The organism is Amycolatopsis sp. NBC_01286 (assembly GCF_035982555.1).
Taxonomy (GTDB): Bacteria; Actinomycetota; Actinomycetes; order Mycobacteriales; family Pseudonocardiaceae; genus Amycolatopsis.
The window spans coordinates 207,263-221,674 of the sequence record NZ_CP108428.1; the positions used below are offsets into that span (position 1 = coordinate 207,263).

Below are 14,412 nucleotides of genomic sequence, written 5' to 3' on the forward strand. Positions count from 1 at the left end.
AAACGGCCTCAGAAAGAGGCCACGCCGAGCGCGCCGAGCAGGATGGTGAGCGCCGGGAGGAAGTTGTTCACCTGATGCGCGACGATGCTCGCGGGCAGCCGCCCGGTGACGAGCCGCGCCAGTCCGATCGGCACCGCGATGACCAGCAGCAACGTGGTCCGCAACGGCTCCAGGTGACTGGCCGCGAACACCGCCGTGCACAGCAGGAACGCGGCGAAGCGGCCCCAGCGTTCACTGCGCCACTGCAGCCGCTCGGCGGCGCCCCAGAGCAGGCCGCGGTAGATGATCTCCTCGCAGATCGGGCCGAGCAGCCAGAGGTAGACGAACATCACGACGGCCGCCGACACGGACATCCGCCGGTCCTCGACCAGCGAGCTGATCGCGGACGTCGCGTTGGCGTCGCCGACCAGCTGCGTCCAGAGGTACGCGGCGACGGTCGTGAAGACGAGGCCGATGCAGCCGTACTTGAACCCGACCCGCACGTCGGACCAGCGCCACTGCAGCCGCAGGTCGGTGAAGGGCCCGTTGCCGCGCACGTAGGTGACCAGCACGGCGACGCCGGCCGCGATCATCGTCGGCAGCATGGTGCCCAGCAGCACGACGCGGATCGGCAGCGGGCCGGGCCCGGTGTCGCCGACCAGCACGGACACGAACGCGGCCGAGGCGAGCAGGACGACCTCGACGAGCAGGAACGCCCCGAACCCCCAGCGGTGAGTGGGCGCGGGCTCCAGGAACGCCGCGGCGGCGGGCTCCGGGGGTACCGGCGGGTCTTCGGGGGGCGGTAGCGCGTCCGGAAGGGGTTCCCGAGGCTGGGAAGTGGTCACGCCTGCCCTCCGCGGTCGCTCGGCTCCTCCCCCGAGCCTAGCGGCCGGAAAGTGATCGCACAGTATCCGTCCAGCTACTGTCCACGATCTTCGCAAGCGCTCAGTGCGCGACGAACAGCAGCACGGCGGGCGGCAGGTTGTTGGCGGCATGCGCGATCACGCCGGCGCTCACCCGGCCGGACAGGTGCCGGGCCAGCCCGATCGCGATGCCCTGCCCGAAGAGCGCGATCGTGCGGGTGGGCTCCCCGTGCAGCTGGGCGAACACGAGCGCGGTGAGCACGAGCACCGCCCACGCCGGGATCCGGTGGAACGACAGCGCCTTCCAGAGCGTGCCGCGGACCAGCAGCTCCTCCGTGAGTGGGGCGCCGATGATGACGATCACCGCGGCCAGCACGAGCCAGACCGTGTCGCCGTCGAAGGTGTCGGCGAGGTCGGTGAGCGGGCTGTCGGAGACGTCGTCGGCGCCGTAGACCGCGATCAGCACCAGGTTGAGCAGGTAGCCGACGACCAGCGCGAGCGCGCCGCAGGCGAGGCCGATCCGGACGTCGCGCCAGGTCGGCGTGAGCCCGAAGTCGGCGCGCAGCCCCTGACCCCAGAGCCAGGAGCCGACGGCCGGGCCGAGGCCGAGCAGCAGGTTGGGCACGAACGCCAGCAGCAGGAGCGGGCCGATGTCACGCAGCTCGAGCGGGTCGAACCCGCCGACGTTGCGGTTGACCCCGGCGGCGATGGCGAGGTTGATCAGGTAGTAGCCGGCGATCCCGGCGAAGAACGCCACGAAACACCAGTGCGCCCCCAGTACGCGCCGTGCGCCGTCGTCGTCCGTCACGCGCCCAACGCTAAAGTGCCGGTCCCGCAAGGAAAACAGCGGGGGTCTACCCGTAGACGACACCGCCGAGCACGATCTGCGCCGGATGCCGCAGGACGCCGAGGTCGTCACGCGGGTCGCTCGCGTAGACGAGCAGGTCGGCGGGCGCGCCGTCGGTGATGCCGGGGTGGCCGAGCCAGTCGCGGGCGGCCCAGGACGCGCTCGCGAGGGCCTGCTCGCGGGTCATGCCCGCGCGGTGCAGTGCCTCGATCTCGTCGACGAGCCTGCCGTGCTCGACCAGACCGCCGGCGTCGCTCCCGGCGAAGACGCGTACGCCCGCTTCGATCGCCGTGGCGACCATCTCGCCGACACCGGCGTGCAGCGCGCGCATGTGAGCCGCGTACGCCGGGTACCGGCCCGCCTTGTCCGCGATGCCCGGGAAGTTCTCGATGTTGATCAGGGTCGGCACCAGCGCGACGTCATTTCGAGCCAGCTCCGTGAGCTGGTCGGCGCTCAGGCCGGTGCCGTGTTCGAGGCAGTCGATGCCGGCCGCGATCAGGCCGGGCAACGCGGCTTCGCCGAACACGTGCGCGGTGACGCGGGCGCCGTGGTCGTGCGCGACCCGCACGGCGTCGGCCAGGACGTCGTCCGGCCACAGCGGCGCGAGGTCGCCGACGCCGCGGTCGATCCAGTCCCCCACCAGCTTGACCCAGCCGTCGCCGTCCTTCGCCTGCTCGGCGACGGCGGCGGGCAGCTGGGCCGGGTCGTCCAGCTCGATGCCGAGACCCGGGATGTAGCGCTTGGTCAGGGCGAGGTGCTGCCCGGCGCGGATGATCGTCGGCAAGTCGGCCCGGCGCTGCAGCGGCCGGACGTCGATCGGGAGGCCGCAGTCGCGGATCAGCAGCGTGCCCGCGTCGCGGTCGGTGCGGGCCTGCTCGGCCGCCTCGTCGAGCGAGACAGGCCCGCCGATGCCGATGCCGGGGTGGCAGTGCGCGTCGACCAGCCCGGGCACCAGGAAGACGTCACGGCCCAGGGTCTCGGCGCCGGGGACCGGCTCGAGCGAGATCCGGCCGCCGGTGATCCAGAGCTCCCCGGACTCGCCGCCGGGCAGGATCACCCCGGCGGCGTGGAGCGCGGTGCTCACTTGTCCTTGGGGTTCTTCGGCAGCTTGAACTTCGTCGGGTCGAAGCCGGGGGCGTCGTTCAGGCCGCCGAGCTTGGACAGGTCGGGCATGCCACCCGGCATGCCGCCACCGCCACCCGGGGGCAGCATCGGCATGCCGCCACCGGGGAAGCCGCCGCGGACCTTGGGCTGCGTCGGGCCGCGGCCCTTCTTGCCCTTCTTGCCCTTGCGCGTCTTGGAGCCGCCGCCCCCGCCGCCGAAGCCGAACCGGCCGGCCATCTGGGCCATCATCTTGCGGGCCTCGAAGAACCGGTTGACCAGGTCGTTGACCTCGCGCACGGTGACGCCGGAGCCGTTGGCGATGCGCAGCCGGCGCGAGCCGTTGATCATCTTCGGGTCGTCACGCTCGGCCGGGGTCATGCCGCGGATGATCGCCTGCAGCTTGTCCAGGTGCTTGTCGTCGACCTGGGCCAGCTGGTCCTTCATCTGGCCGGCGCCGGGCAGCATGCCCAGCAGGTTGCCGATCGGGCCCATCTTGCGGACGGCGAGCATCTGCTCGAGGAAGTCCTCCAGCGTCAGCTGGCCGCTGGACAGCTTCGCCGCGGCCTTCTCGGCCTGGTCCTGGTCGAAGGCCTGCTCGGCGTGCTCGATCAGGGTCAGCACGTCGCCCATGCCGAGGATCCGCGACGCCATCCGGTCCGGGTGGAAGGTGTCGAAGTCCTCGAGCTTCTCGCCGTTGGAGGCGAAGAGGATCGGCTGACCGGTGACCTCGCGGACCGACAGCGCGGCACCACCGCGGGCGTCACCGTCGAGCTTGGTGAGCACGACGCCGGAGAAGCCGACGCCGTCGCGGAACGCCTCGGCCGTGGTCACGGCGTCCTGGCCGATCATCGCGTCGACGACGAACAGGGTCTCGTCCGGCTTGACGGCGTCGCGGATGTCCGCGGCCTGCTTCATCAGCTCTTCGTCGACACCGAGGCGGCCCGCGGTGTCGACGACGACGACGTCGTACTGCGCGTGCTTCGCCTCGGCGATGGCGCGGCGGGCGACGTCGACCGGGTCGCCGACGCCGTTGCCGGGCTCGGGCGCGAAGGTCGTGACGCCGGCGCGCTCGCCGACCACCTGCAGCTGCGTGACGGCGTTGGGGCGCTGGAGGTCGCAGGCGACCAGCAGCGGCGCGTGGCCCTGCTTCTTCAGCCACAGCGCGAGCTTGCCGGCCAGCGTCGTCTTACCGGCGCCCTGGAGGCCGGCGAGCATGATCACCGTCGGCGGGGTCTTCGCCAGGTTGAGCCGGCGGGTCTCGCCGCCGAGGATCCCGACGAGCTCCTCGTTGACGATCTTGACGACCTGCTGCGCGGGGTTGAGCGCCTGGGAGACCTCGGCGCCCTTCGCCCGTTCCTTGATCCGCGCGATGAAGGTCTTGACCACGCCGAGGGCGACGTCAGCCTCCAGCAGCGCGATGCGGATCTCGCGCGCGGTGGCGTCGATGTCGGCGTCGGACAGCCGGCCCTTGCGCGTGAGCGTCTGAAGGGCGGCGGTGAGCCGATCGGACAGGGTGTCGAACACGGGTGTGCACGCTCCAGCTGGGTCGAGAGTGGCGCGCCGGACCAGGCCGGCCTCTCCAGAGTAGTCGCTGCGGCTTCCCGGCCTCACGGGTACGCGAAAGTCGCCCACGCGATTAGTACACCTACATGTACTACTGTGCGCGCGAGCTCACCTCAAAGTTGGCTTTAAGTTGCGAAATTCACTGGTGAGCCGAGCAGGATTCGGTAAACATGTGCGTATGACTTCCGCGACCAGAGCCCGGCCGTCGCTCGCCGAACCGACGTCCGACACCGACGAACCGGTCCCGCTCCGGCGGATCGCCGGCCTGTTCCGCCCGCACCGCGGGCCCCTCGCCGCGCTGTTCGCGCTGATCGTCCTGCAGGCCGGGCTCGGCGTCGTCTCGCCGTTCCTGCTGCGCGAGATCCTCGACGACGCCCTCCCCCACCGCGACACGCTGCTGATCAGCGTCCTGGCGGCCGGGATGATCGCCTGCGCGGTCGGCAGCGCGTCGCTCGGCGTCGCGACCACCGGGCTGTCCAACACGATCGGCCAGCACGTGATGAACGAGCTGCGCGTGTCGGTCTACGGCCACCTGCAGCGGATGTCGCTCGGCTTCTTCACCCGGACGAAGAGCGGCGAAGTGCTCTCGCGGGTCTTCAACGACATCGGCGGCGTCGACAACGTCATCACCACGACCGCCGGGTCGATGGTGCAGAACGCCACCACGACGATCGCCATCACAGTGGCGCTGATCCTGCTCGACTGGCAGCTCGCGCTGCTGTCGCTGATCGTCGTCCCGCTGTTCCTCCTGTTCACGCTGCGGCTGGGCAAGAAGCGGCGGACGCTGGCCCGCGGCCGGACCCGGCGGATGGCGCGGCTGACGACGATGGTCGAGGAGTCCCTGTCGGTCACCGGCGTGCTGCTCGCCAAGACGATGGGCAACGAGCGGGTCATGCGGGAGCGCTTCGGCGCGGAGTCACGGGAGATCGCGTCGCTGGAGCGCGCCGCCGCGCTGGCCGGGCGCTGGCAGATCGCGTCGCGGGCGATGAGCCTGACGGTGATCCCGGCCCTGGTCTACTGGATCGCCGGGCTGGCGCTCGCGAACGGCGCGTCGCCGATTTCGCTCGGCACCGTCGTGGCGTTCACCAGCATGCTCAACCGGCTGGTCGCGCCGGCCAGCGCGATGCAGACGATCGGGCAGAACGTGGCGACGTCGAAGGCGCTGTTCGGCCGGATCTTCGAGGTGCTCGACCTGCGCGTGGAGATCAGCGACAAGCCCGGCGCCGGCACCCTGGAGGTGCGGCGCGGCGACGTCTCGATGCGCGGTGTCGCGTTCCGGTACGACGAAGACGGTCCGCTCACGCTCGCGGACATCGACCTCGACGTCCCGGCGGGGACGACCACGGCGCTCGTCGGGTCGACCGGCTCGGGCAAGACGACGCTCGCCTACCTGGTCGCGCGGCTGTACGAGGTGAGCGCCGGGTCCGTGGAGATCGACGGCACCGACGTCCGCGACGTCACCCTGGCCTCGCTCGCCGCGGGCGTCGGGATGGTGTCGCAGGAGACCTACCTGTTCCACGACACCGTGCGGGAGAACCTGCGCTTCGCCAAGCCGGGCGCGACCGACGAGGAGATCGAGGCGGCCGCGAAGGCCGCGCACATCCACGACACACTCGCCGGGCTGCCCGACGGGTACGACACGGTCGTCGGCCAGCGCGGCTACCGCTTCTCCGGCGGCGAGAAGCAGCGGATGGCGATCGCGCGGATCCTGCTGCGCAACCCGCCGGTGCTCGTCCTCGACGAGGCGACCAGCGCCCTCGACACCCGCACCGAGCGCTCGGTGCAGGCCGAGCTGGACCGCCTCGCCGCGGGCCGCACGACGCTGACGATCGCGCATCGGCTGTCCACTGTGGAGCACGCGGACCAGATCGTGGTGCTCCACGAAGGGCGGATCGTGGAACGCGGGACGCACGAAGAGCTGCTGGCGCTCGACGGGCGTTATGCCCGGCTGGTGCGCGGAACCGCCTAATGTGAGGCCCATGCACCCCGATTCCGACGTCACCTCGCGGGTCAGCGCGGATCCCGAGCTGGCCGACCTGGCGGGGCGGGTGCGCGAGGGCGTCGGGCGGCTGAACTGGCGGATGCGCTCCGAGCGCGACCCGAACGGCCCGGGCCCGGCGGTGCTGGCGGTGCTGAGCCGGCTCTACCGGGCGGGCACGCACACACCGTCGGAGCTGGCCGCTGCGGAACGGCTGCAGCCGCAGTCGCTGACCCGCATCCTGGCCGGGCTGACCGAGCGCGAGCTGGTGACACGCACGCCGGACCCCGACGACGGCCGCCGGTCGCTGATCCGCATCACCCCGGACGGGCTGGCGGTGCTGCGGGAGTACAGCATCCAGCGGGAACGCTGGCTGGCCACGGCTTTGGAGTCGACGTTGTCGCCGACCGAGCGGCAGCTGCTGAAGCTCGCGTCGGAGCTGCTGATGCGGGTGGCGGACGCCTGAAGGCTGCCGCGGAGACCCTCGCTCCTCCGCGGCAGCCTTCAGAACTCCCCCTCGTGCGCACCGCCTCCCCGCGATGCGCCGCGGGTTCCGGGAACGGACCGCTCCTCCGTCGGCCCGCCCCGGAACCCCGGTGTCTGGACGGCACACCTCCCCAGGGGCCGTCCCGACCCCCTCACCAGCGGTTCCGGCATCCGCTGGCAGGACGAAGTCTGCCGCGCCCCGGCGGCCACCAGCAGTGGGAGAACCCTCAATTACCCGTGGGTAGTACTACTCAGGACGTCTTCGTGCGTCCCGGGCTGCGCGACGCGGCCCGCTTCGCCGTCGTACGCGCCTTCGCCGCTCTCGCCGCGGCGGCCTTGGCCTTCGTGACGGCCGCGTTGCGCGCGTCCTCGGCTTCGGCCGCGCTCTCCTGCAGCGCCGCCAGCAGCCGTGTGACGCCCTCGGACTGCTCGGCCGCCGTCGGCTGGACGACTTCGGCGCCCTCGATCTTCGCCCGGATCAACGCGTCGAGGGCCTCGCGGTAACGGTCGGGATAGCGGCCGGGGTCGAACTCGCCGGTCAGCTCCTCGACGAGGGTCACCGCGCGGCGCAGCTCGCCGGGCCGGATGTCGACGTCGGCGTGCCGGAACGGGAAGTCCGGCGTGCGAACCTCGTCCGGCCACAGCATCGTCTCCAGGACGAGCACCTGATCGCGCACCCGCAGCGCGCCGAGCACCTCACGCCGGCGCAGCGCGACGGTGACCAGCGCGATCCGGCCGGACTGCTGCAGGGCCTCGCTGAACAGCACGTACGGCTTCGTCCCGGCCGGCTCGGGTTCGAGGAAGTAGCTCTTCACGAACCAGATCGGGTCGACGTCGGCCGACGGCGCGAAGCCGCGGATGTCGATCGTGCGGCCGGGCATCGGGAGCGACGCGAGCTCGTAGTCCGACAGCAGGACGACGTCGCCGCCGGGGACCGGGTAGCCGCGGACCATCTCCTCGGGCGGCACCTCTTCGCCGTCGACCTCGCAGACCCGCTTCACCCGGACGCGGCCGCCGTCGGCGCCGTGCACCTGGTGCAGCGGGATCTCGTGCTCCTCGGTCGCGCTGTACGCCTTCACCGGAATGGCGTAACTGCCGAACCCGATCGTGCCCGTCCACACAGCGCGCATACGAGTCACCTCCGCAGCTCCAGGCTAGGCGGGCGGGCTTGCGCGACGACAGCTACAAACGGGTGTCGGGCGCGACGGATTCGCTCACGCATTCGAACGACGGCGTGACCTCGTCGAGCGCCTCGGCCGCGCAGCGGGCCGCGATGGCCGCCTCGCGCAGCACCTCGGTGACCACCTCGACGTCCAGCGGCGGAGCGGCGGCGAGGGCGTCCGTGCCGGCCTCGACGCGGCGAGCGAGCCCGGCGAGCGCGTGGGAGATGGCCTCCTGGCCGGCGACCAGCTGGGCGACGACGTCGATGAGCTCGGTCGTGGTGGCGCCCGGGCCGCCGCCGCGCAGGCCCGCGGCGAGCTCCTCGGCGCACGAGCGCAAGTGGGTGGCGACGACCGTCGGCGGCAGCGTCAGCCGCGGCGAGTCCTGCATCACGCACCCCCTCAGGCCGGTCAGAGCAGCCATAGTGCCACCGCACCCGGCGTCACCGGACACGACACACCGCCGCTCGCATATTTGACCGATCGTTCTCGATGCGGCTAGAGTTTTGATCATGTCCCGGGTCAAGGAGTTCGACGTCGACGAGGCGTGTGACGCCGCGCTCGCGCTCTTCCGGCGTCAAGGCTACGAAGCGACGTCGGTCAGCGACCTCGTCGCACACCTCGGCGTCGCGAAGGCGAGCCTGTACGCGACCTTCGGCACGAAGCACGACCTGTACGTCGCCACCCTGAAGCGCTACGCGGAGCGGACGGACGCCCAGGTCGTGGCGAGCTTGTCGCGGCCGGGCTCCGGAGTGGCCGCGGTGCGCGGACTGCTGGAGGGCTACGTCGCCGACATCGCGGGCGACGCCGGACCCATCGGCTGCTTCGTGGTCAACGCGGCCATCGAGCTGCTCCCCCGCGATCCGGCGGTCGCGCGGCTGGTGGAACGCAGCTGGGACACCCTCGAAGTCGCGCTCACCATGACGCTGGAACGCGCGAAGGCGCAGGACGAGCTGCCCGAGGGCAGCGACCCGGCGACTCTCGCCCGGTTCCTGCTCACCGTCCTCCAGGGCCTGCGGGTCCTGGGCAAGGGCGCGGACGCGGCGGGCCGGCTGGACGCGGCCGTCTCGCAGGCGATGCGCGTCCTCGTTCGAGACTGATCAGACCAGAAAGAAGGCAAGCATGGGGGCACGGTTCGCGGGCAAGATCGTCCTGGTGACGGGCGGCAGCTCGGGCATCGGCCGGGCGACGGCGAAGGCGTTCGCCGCGGAAGGCGCGACGGTGGTCGTCGCCGGACGCGACGAGCGGCGGCTCGCCTCGGCGGTGCAGGAGATCGGCGGCTCGGCGAGCGCCGTCGTCGCGGACGTCACCGACTCCGCGGACGTCGCGCGCATGGTCGAGACGGTCGTGGAGCGGCACGGCGGCCTGGACGTCGCGTTCAACAACGCGGGCATCCTCGGCGAGCCGGCGCCCGCCGGGGACCTGCGCGAGGACGTCTTCGACGCCGTGATCGGCACCAACCTCACCGGCACCTGGCTGTGCATGAAGCACGAGATCGCGCACATGCGGGCGCACGGCGGCGGCGCCATCGTCAACATGGCGTCGAACATCGGCGCGCACGGCCGGATCCCGGGCATGGCCGCCTACGCGGCGTCGAAGGCCGCGGTGAGCGTGCTGACCCGCACAGCGGCGCGCGATCACGTCCGCGACGGCGTGCGCATCAACGCCGTCAGCCCGGGTCCGACCGACACCGAGATGTCGTTGCGGCCCGGCGAGACGGACGCCGACCGCGCCGCGCGGCTCGAGACCGCGATTCCGCTGGGCCGGGTGGGTGCCACCGCCGAAGTGGCCGCAGCGGTGCTGTGGCTGGCTTCGGCCGAGGCGGGGTTCACGGTCGGCCACGACCTGGTGGTCGACGGCGGCGCGACCGCCTGAGCGGCCCCACCCGGGCCCGCGTCGCTTCAGGATTCACGGTTGCGCATGGTGACGATCCCCTTTCGTGCCAGGACGGACGGTGGACGGACGGGTTCAGGACTCGCGGTTGCGCACAGCGGCTCTCCTCTCGCGCGGGGCGGACGACTGGCTCGGCTTCAGGACTCGCGGTTACGCACAGCAGCTCTCCCTTCGAGCGCGGTGACGGACGAAAGCGGGGGTTCAGGACTCGCGGTTACGCACGACGGCTCTCCTCTCGCGCGGGGCGGACGGCGGACCCGGCATCAGGACTCGCGGTTACGCACAGCGGCACTCCTTCCTGCGCGATGACGGACGGGAGCGGGGTTCAGGACTCGCGATTGCGCACGACGGCTCTCCTCTCGCGCGGCACGGACTGCGGGCGGAGGGTCAGGATTCGCGGTTGCGCATGACGGCGGCCTCCCTTCACTGGTCCGATCGTGTGGCACCCATCGATCGCGGCCGCCCGGTGTGATGGGGTGGACGCTGATCGTCGGATCACCCACGGGAGTTGCACCGCCTTGAGTATGGACGGCGCCCATCCGGCCCAGCCCCGCGCGGGCCGTGATCGTGGCGTGCTCCATCCGGGTCAATGGACCCTCTGGCGGCAACGCGGGTCGCTGATCCGCTACGTCTTCCTGGTCGAGTCGGTGGCCCTCGTCGCCACCGTCTGGACCGCCGTGAGCGTGCCCGTGCGGCTCTGGGACCTGATCGTCTTCGCGGTCCTGGGCGTCCTCGGCGTGCTGCAGGCGGAGCTGGGCCGGCAGATCGAGCGCGTCCGGCGGCTGGTGTCGGACACCCCGCACATCAACCTGACGTCGGTCTGGACGTTCGCCGGGGTCCTGCTCCTGCCGCCCGCGCTCGTCGCCGCCCTGGTCGTCGTCCTCTACGTGCACCTGGCGACGCGCAGCCTCACGCGGATGAAGCGCGTCCCGCCGTTCCGGACCGCGCTGAACGCGACGCTGGTCGTCATCACCTGCTACTCGGCCGAGTTCGCGCTGAACCGGCTCGGTGTCCCCGACATGTACGCGGCGCTGACGTCGGGCTGGCGCGGCGTCACGGCGATCACGCTGGCCGCCGTGACGTACTTCCTGTTCGCGGCGATCACGATCGTCCCGGCGCTGACGATCACCAAGCGCTCGGTGAAGGCGTTCTTCGGCGGCCTCGGCGACAACCTCCTCGAGGTCGCGACGCTCTGCCTCGGCCTGCTCACGGCGTTGACGCTGGCGACATTGCCCGCGCTGGCCATCGCGATCGTGCCGCCGCTGCTGGTGCTGCACCGCGCGGTGCTGATCAAGCAGCTCGAGATCGCGGCGACCACCGACGAGAAGACGGGCCTGTTCAACACGACCGGCTGGCACCTGCTCGCGTCGCGCGAGCTGGCCCGGGCGCAGCGGAGCACGCAGAGCAGCTTCGGCGTGCTGATGATCGACCTGGACCACTTCAAGCTGATCAACGACGCGCACGGGCACCTCGCGGGCGACGCGGTGCTGCGGTCGATCGCGACGACGATCAAGAACGCCGTCCGCGACTACGACTCGGTCGGCCGTTTCGGCGGCGAGGAGTTCGTCGTCCTGCTCCCGGACATCGGCCCGGCGGCGGTGCTCGCGGTGGCCGAGCGCATCCGCGCGGCGATCGCGGCCCTCGAGGTCGAGTACGAGGACGGCACCCACGTCCGCGTCATCGACGCCCTGTCGGCGTCGATCGGCGTGGCGACCTACCCCGACGGCGGCACGGCCGTCGAGCGCCTGCTGCAGGCCGCGGACAAGGCCCTCTACCGAGCCAAGGACGCGGGCCGCAACAAAGTCGTCGACGGCACCGCGACCGCCTGACCCACTCCCCTCTTTCCCGGCCCTGACCAGGTGACTTGTCAAATTTGCTCGGCTGAGCTAAATTTTGCTCATGCGAGCAAGAACGTTCACCGAATCCGGCCGGCGGGCCCAGATCGTGCAAGCGGCGATCGAAGTGATCGCCGCGGAAGGCTTCGCCAAGGCGTCGTTCAGCCGGATCGCGAAGCACGCGGGTCTGTCGAGCACCGGCATGATCAGCTACCACTTCGCGGGCAAGGACGACCTGCTCACGGTGTGCGTCGCCGAGATCGAACGGGTCACCGGGGCGTTCATGCAGCCGCGCATCGACGCCGCCGTCGGGCACGTCGCGCAGCTGCGCGCCTTCGTCGAAGCCAACGTCGCGCTCGTCGGGGAGCACCCCGACGCGATCCGGGCGCTGATCGACCTGGTGAAGAACGCCGGCTCGCAGAGTGACGCCGTCAACGGGCGGCTCGCGTTGTTCGAAGAGCACTTCCGCACCGGACAGGCGGCCGGCGCCTTCGGCCGCTTCGACCCGCGCACCGCGGCACTGGCGCTCACCAGCGGCCTCGACGCCGTCGTCGCCACCGCCGCCGCCGCAGTGCCCGAACCATCCGAGCTCGCGCGCATCGGCCGCGATCTCGCCGACCTCTACGTGCGGGCGACCGCACCCGAGTCCACTGGGGAATCCGCATGATGATCGAGGAAAAGACCGCCAGGCCCGAGCCCGACGCCGGCCTGCGGCGGGTGATCCGCGCCAACGTGCTGACCGTCGTGTTCGAGGTGATCGTGCCGATGGCGCTGTTCTACGGCCTGCGCGCAGCGGGCGTCAGCCAGTGGTGGGCGCTGATGGCCGGCGTCCTGGTGGCCGCGCCGTACGTGCTGTGGACCATCGTGCGCAACCGCAAGATCGACCTCGTCGCCCTGGTGACGCTGAGCGTCCTGGTGCTCTCGGTCGTGCTCGGCCTGCTGTCCGACGACCCGCGCACCCTCGCCATCCGGGAAGGCTGGACCGCCGCGCTGGGTGGCGTGTTCGGCGCGTGGATGCTGGTCACGGTGTTCATCGGCCGGCCGGCGCAGCTGACGCTGGGCCGCACGATCGCCGAGGTCAAGCGCGGTGCCGAGGGCGCGAACGCGTGGGCGGCCCGCTGGGACACCGACGCCCGGTTCCGGCGCGGCATGCGGATCAACACGGCCGCCTGGGGCGGCGTGCTGCTGATCAGCGCGATCGCGCACGTCGTGCTCGTCTACACGCTGCCGATCGACCTGATCTCGCTGGTCACCAACGTGCAGTGGTTCGCCATGCTGGCCGCGCTGCTCGTCTGGCACGTCTGGTACCTCAAGAAGGAGAACCTCGATGCCTGACGTCCTCGTGGCGGGGGCCGGCCCGACCGGCCTGCTGGCCGCGTTCGAGCTGGAACGCGCCGGGCTCGACGTGCTGGTCCTGGACCGCGACGCCCGGCCCACCACGCAGTCGAAGGCGCTCGGCCTGCAGCCCCGGTCCGTCGAGGTGCTGGCGGACCGCGGCCTGCTCGCCGCGATCGAGCCGTACACCGAGGCCCGGCTGCCCGGCGGGCACTTCTCGGGCATCCACATCGACTACACCGACCTGCCGACGCCCTTCCCGTACCAGCTCGGCGTCGAGCAGGTGCACGTCGCGGCGGCGATCGAGGCGCGGCTGCGCACGCCGGTGCTGCGCGATGCGGCCGTCACCGCCGTGACGCAGGACGACGACGGCGTCACGGTCACCGCGGGCGGGCGGGAGCACCGGGCCGGCTGGCTGGTGGCGGCCGACGGCGGCCACAGCACGGTCCGGACGCTGCTGGGGGCGGCGTTCCCCGGTCGTTCGGCGCGGATCTCGCTGGTCGTCGCCGACCTCACGCTCACCCGCAAGCCGGCCGGGTTCGCGGACGAATGGCGGCTGCCGACGAAGTCCGCTGGGTTCCTGCTGCCGCTGTCCGGCGGCCGCCACCGCGTGGTCGTCGTCGGTGAGGAGCAGCAGCGGCTCGGCCGCGACGAGCCCGTCACGGCCGGCGAGCTGCAGCGGGCGCTGAGCGCCCTGCACGGGCCGGGGTTCGAGGTGGGCGAAGTGCTCTGGGCGTCCCGGTTCGGCGACGCGTCCCGGCAGCTGGAGCGCTACCGCCACGGCCGGGTGCTGTTCGCGGGCGACGCCGCGCACATCCACCTGCCGGTGGGCGGCCAGGGACTCAACCTGGGCCTGCAGGACGCGGTGAACCTCGGCTGGAAACTGGCCGCGCACGTCCGTGGCCACGCTCCGGCCGGCCTGCTCGACAGCTACCACGACGAGCGTCACCCGGTCGCCGCCCGTGTGCTGGTCAGCACCCGCGCGCAGGCGGTGCTCGGGGTGCCCGATCTCGACGCGGTGGCCGTCCGGGAGATCGTCACGGGGCTGATCGCCGTCCCCGAGGCCCGTCGCGCGGTCGCGGCGGAGATTTCGGGCATCGGCGTGACGTACCCGGGGATTTCCGGTCGTACGACGGGGATCCCGGTCGCCGAGGACGGTCGCGCCGTGCTGATCGGCGCGGAACTGCCGCCGGGGTGGGCGGACCGCGTCGAGACTCGTCCCGGCGCCGAGCCGCGGCTCGTCCGGCCCGATGGTTACGTGGTCTGGGACGGCGGACCGGGCTTGGAAGACGCGCTGAGCACGTGGTTCGGCGAGCCCGCGATCGCGCTGGTGTGACTTGCCTGAGCCGAGTGACGGCTCGGCTCAGGC

At 71.8% G+C, this 14,412-nt stretch carries 14 protein-coding genes; 8 read left to right on the forward strand and 6 right to left on the reverse strand.

Annotated elements, in window-relative coordinates; translation table 11 throughout:
• Positions 1 to 8 precede the first annotated feature (8 nt).
• From OG570_RS00940 to ffh, 4 genes are all read right to left on the reverse strand, one after another.
• On the reverse strand, positions 9 to 824 hold the full coding sequence (locus tag OG570_RS00940; protein ID WP_326955226.1) for a CPBP family intramembrane glutamic endopeptidase: 816 nt from the start codon (positions 822 to 824) through the stop codon (positions 9 to 11).
• Positions 825 to 924: 100 nt separating this feature from the next.
• The gene (locus OG570_RS00945) at positions 925 to 1,650 is read right to left on the reverse strand and encodes a CPBP family intramembrane glutamic endopeptidase (protein WP_326947170.1); all 726 of its coding nucleotides are present in this window, start codon (positions 1,648 to 1,650) and stop codon (positions 925 to 927) included.
• A gap of 46 nt (positions 1,651 to 1,696) precedes the next feature.
• Positions 1,697 to 2,773 carry an amidohydrolase family protein gene (locus OG570_RS00950; RefSeq protein WP_326955227.1) on the reverse strand — a complete coding sequence of 359 codons (1,077 nt, stop codon included), beginning with the start codon at positions 2,771 to 2,773 and terminating at the stop codon, positions 1,697 to 1,699.
• Entirely contained in the window at positions 2,770 to 4,317 is a 1,548-nt protein-coding gene (gene ffh, locus OG570_RS00955; protein ID WP_326947168.1) for a signal recognition particle protein, read from the reverse strand. Before ffh ends, OG570_RS00950 begins: the two co-directional genes overlap by 4 nt.
• A gap of 217 nt (positions 4,318 to 4,534) precedes the next feature.
• Here ffh and OG570_RS00960 point away from each other — a divergent pair, with 217 nt between their 5' ends.
• Entirely contained in the window at positions 4,535 to 6,325 is a 1,791-nt protein-coding gene (locus OG570_RS00960; RefSeq protein WP_326955228.1) for an ABC transporter ATP-binding protein, read from the forward strand.
• 10 nt (positions 6,326 to 6,335) lie between these two features.
• Positions 6,336 to 6,800: a MarR family winged helix-turn-helix transcriptional regulator gene (locus tag OG570_RS00965; RefSeq protein WP_326955229.1), complete on the forward strand. Its 465-nt coding sequence runs from the start codon at positions 6,336 to 6,338 to the stop codon at positions 6,798 to 6,800.
• A gap of 271 nt (positions 6,801 to 7,071) precedes the next feature.
• On the opposite strand, the gene ku is transcribed toward OG570_RS00965, so the two are convergent.
• Complete coding sequence (gene ku / locus OG570_RS00970) at positions 7,072 to 7,950, reverse strand: non-homologous end joining protein Ku (RefSeq protein ID WP_326955230.1); 879 nt, start codon at positions 7,948 to 7,950, stop codon at positions 7,072 to 7,074.
• A gap of 52 nt (positions 7,951 to 8,002) precedes the next feature.
• Positions 8,003 to 8,371 (reverse strand): hypothetical protein, encoded by a 369-nt coding sequence (locus tag OG570_RS00975; RefSeq protein WP_326951816.1) that lies wholly within the window; start codon positions 8,369 to 8,371, stop codon positions 8,003 to 8,005.
• A gap of 121 nt (positions 8,372 to 8,492) precedes the next feature.
• On the opposite strand from OG570_RS00975, the gene OG570_RS00980 reads away from it, so the two are divergent.
• The 6 genes from OG570_RS00980 (at position 8,493) to OG570_RS01005 (ending at position 14,379) form a co-directional block, all read left to right on the forward strand.
• Positions 8,493 to 9,080 (forward strand): TetR/AcrR family transcriptional regulator, encoded by a 588-nt coding sequence (locus tag OG570_RS00980; protein WP_326955231.1) that lies wholly within the window; start codon positions 8,493 to 8,495, stop codon positions 9,078 to 9,080.
• 22 nt (positions 9,081 to 9,102) lie between these two features.
• Complete coding sequence (locus OG570_RS00985; RefSeq protein ID WP_326947163.1) at positions 9,103 to 9,855, forward strand: glucose 1-dehydrogenase; 753 nt, start codon at positions 9,103 to 9,105, stop codon at positions 9,853 to 9,855.
• Positions 9,856 to 10,397: 542 nt separating this feature from the next.
• Entirely contained in the window at positions 10,398 to 11,702 is a 1,305-nt protein-coding gene (locus tag OG570_RS00990) for a GGDEF domain-containing protein (protein ID WP_326947162.1), read from the forward strand.
• A gap of 70 nt (positions 11,703 to 11,772) precedes the next feature.
• A complete protein-coding gene (locus OG570_RS00995; protein WP_326947161.1) occupies positions 11,773 to 12,375 on the forward strand; it encodes a TetR/AcrR family transcriptional regulator in 603 nt (200 codons plus the stop codon).
• Positions 12,372 to 13,043, forward strand: coding sequence for a VC0807 family protein (locus OG570_RS01000; RefSeq protein ID WP_326947160.1), 672 nt, complete (start codon positions 12,372 to 12,374; stop codon positions 13,041 to 13,043). The genes OG570_RS00995 and OG570_RS01000 overlap by 4 nt, the downstream gene beginning before the upstream one ends.
• Positions 13,036 to 14,379 carry an FAD-dependent monooxygenase gene (locus OG570_RS01005; RefSeq protein ID WP_326955232.1) on the forward strand — a complete coding sequence of 448 codons (1,344 nt, stop codon included), beginning with the start codon at positions 13,036 to 13,038 and terminating at the stop codon, positions 14,377 to 14,379. The genes OG570_RS01000 and OG570_RS01005 overlap by 8 nt, the downstream gene beginning before the upstream one ends.
• Positions 14,380 to 14,412: the final 33 nt, after the last annotated feature.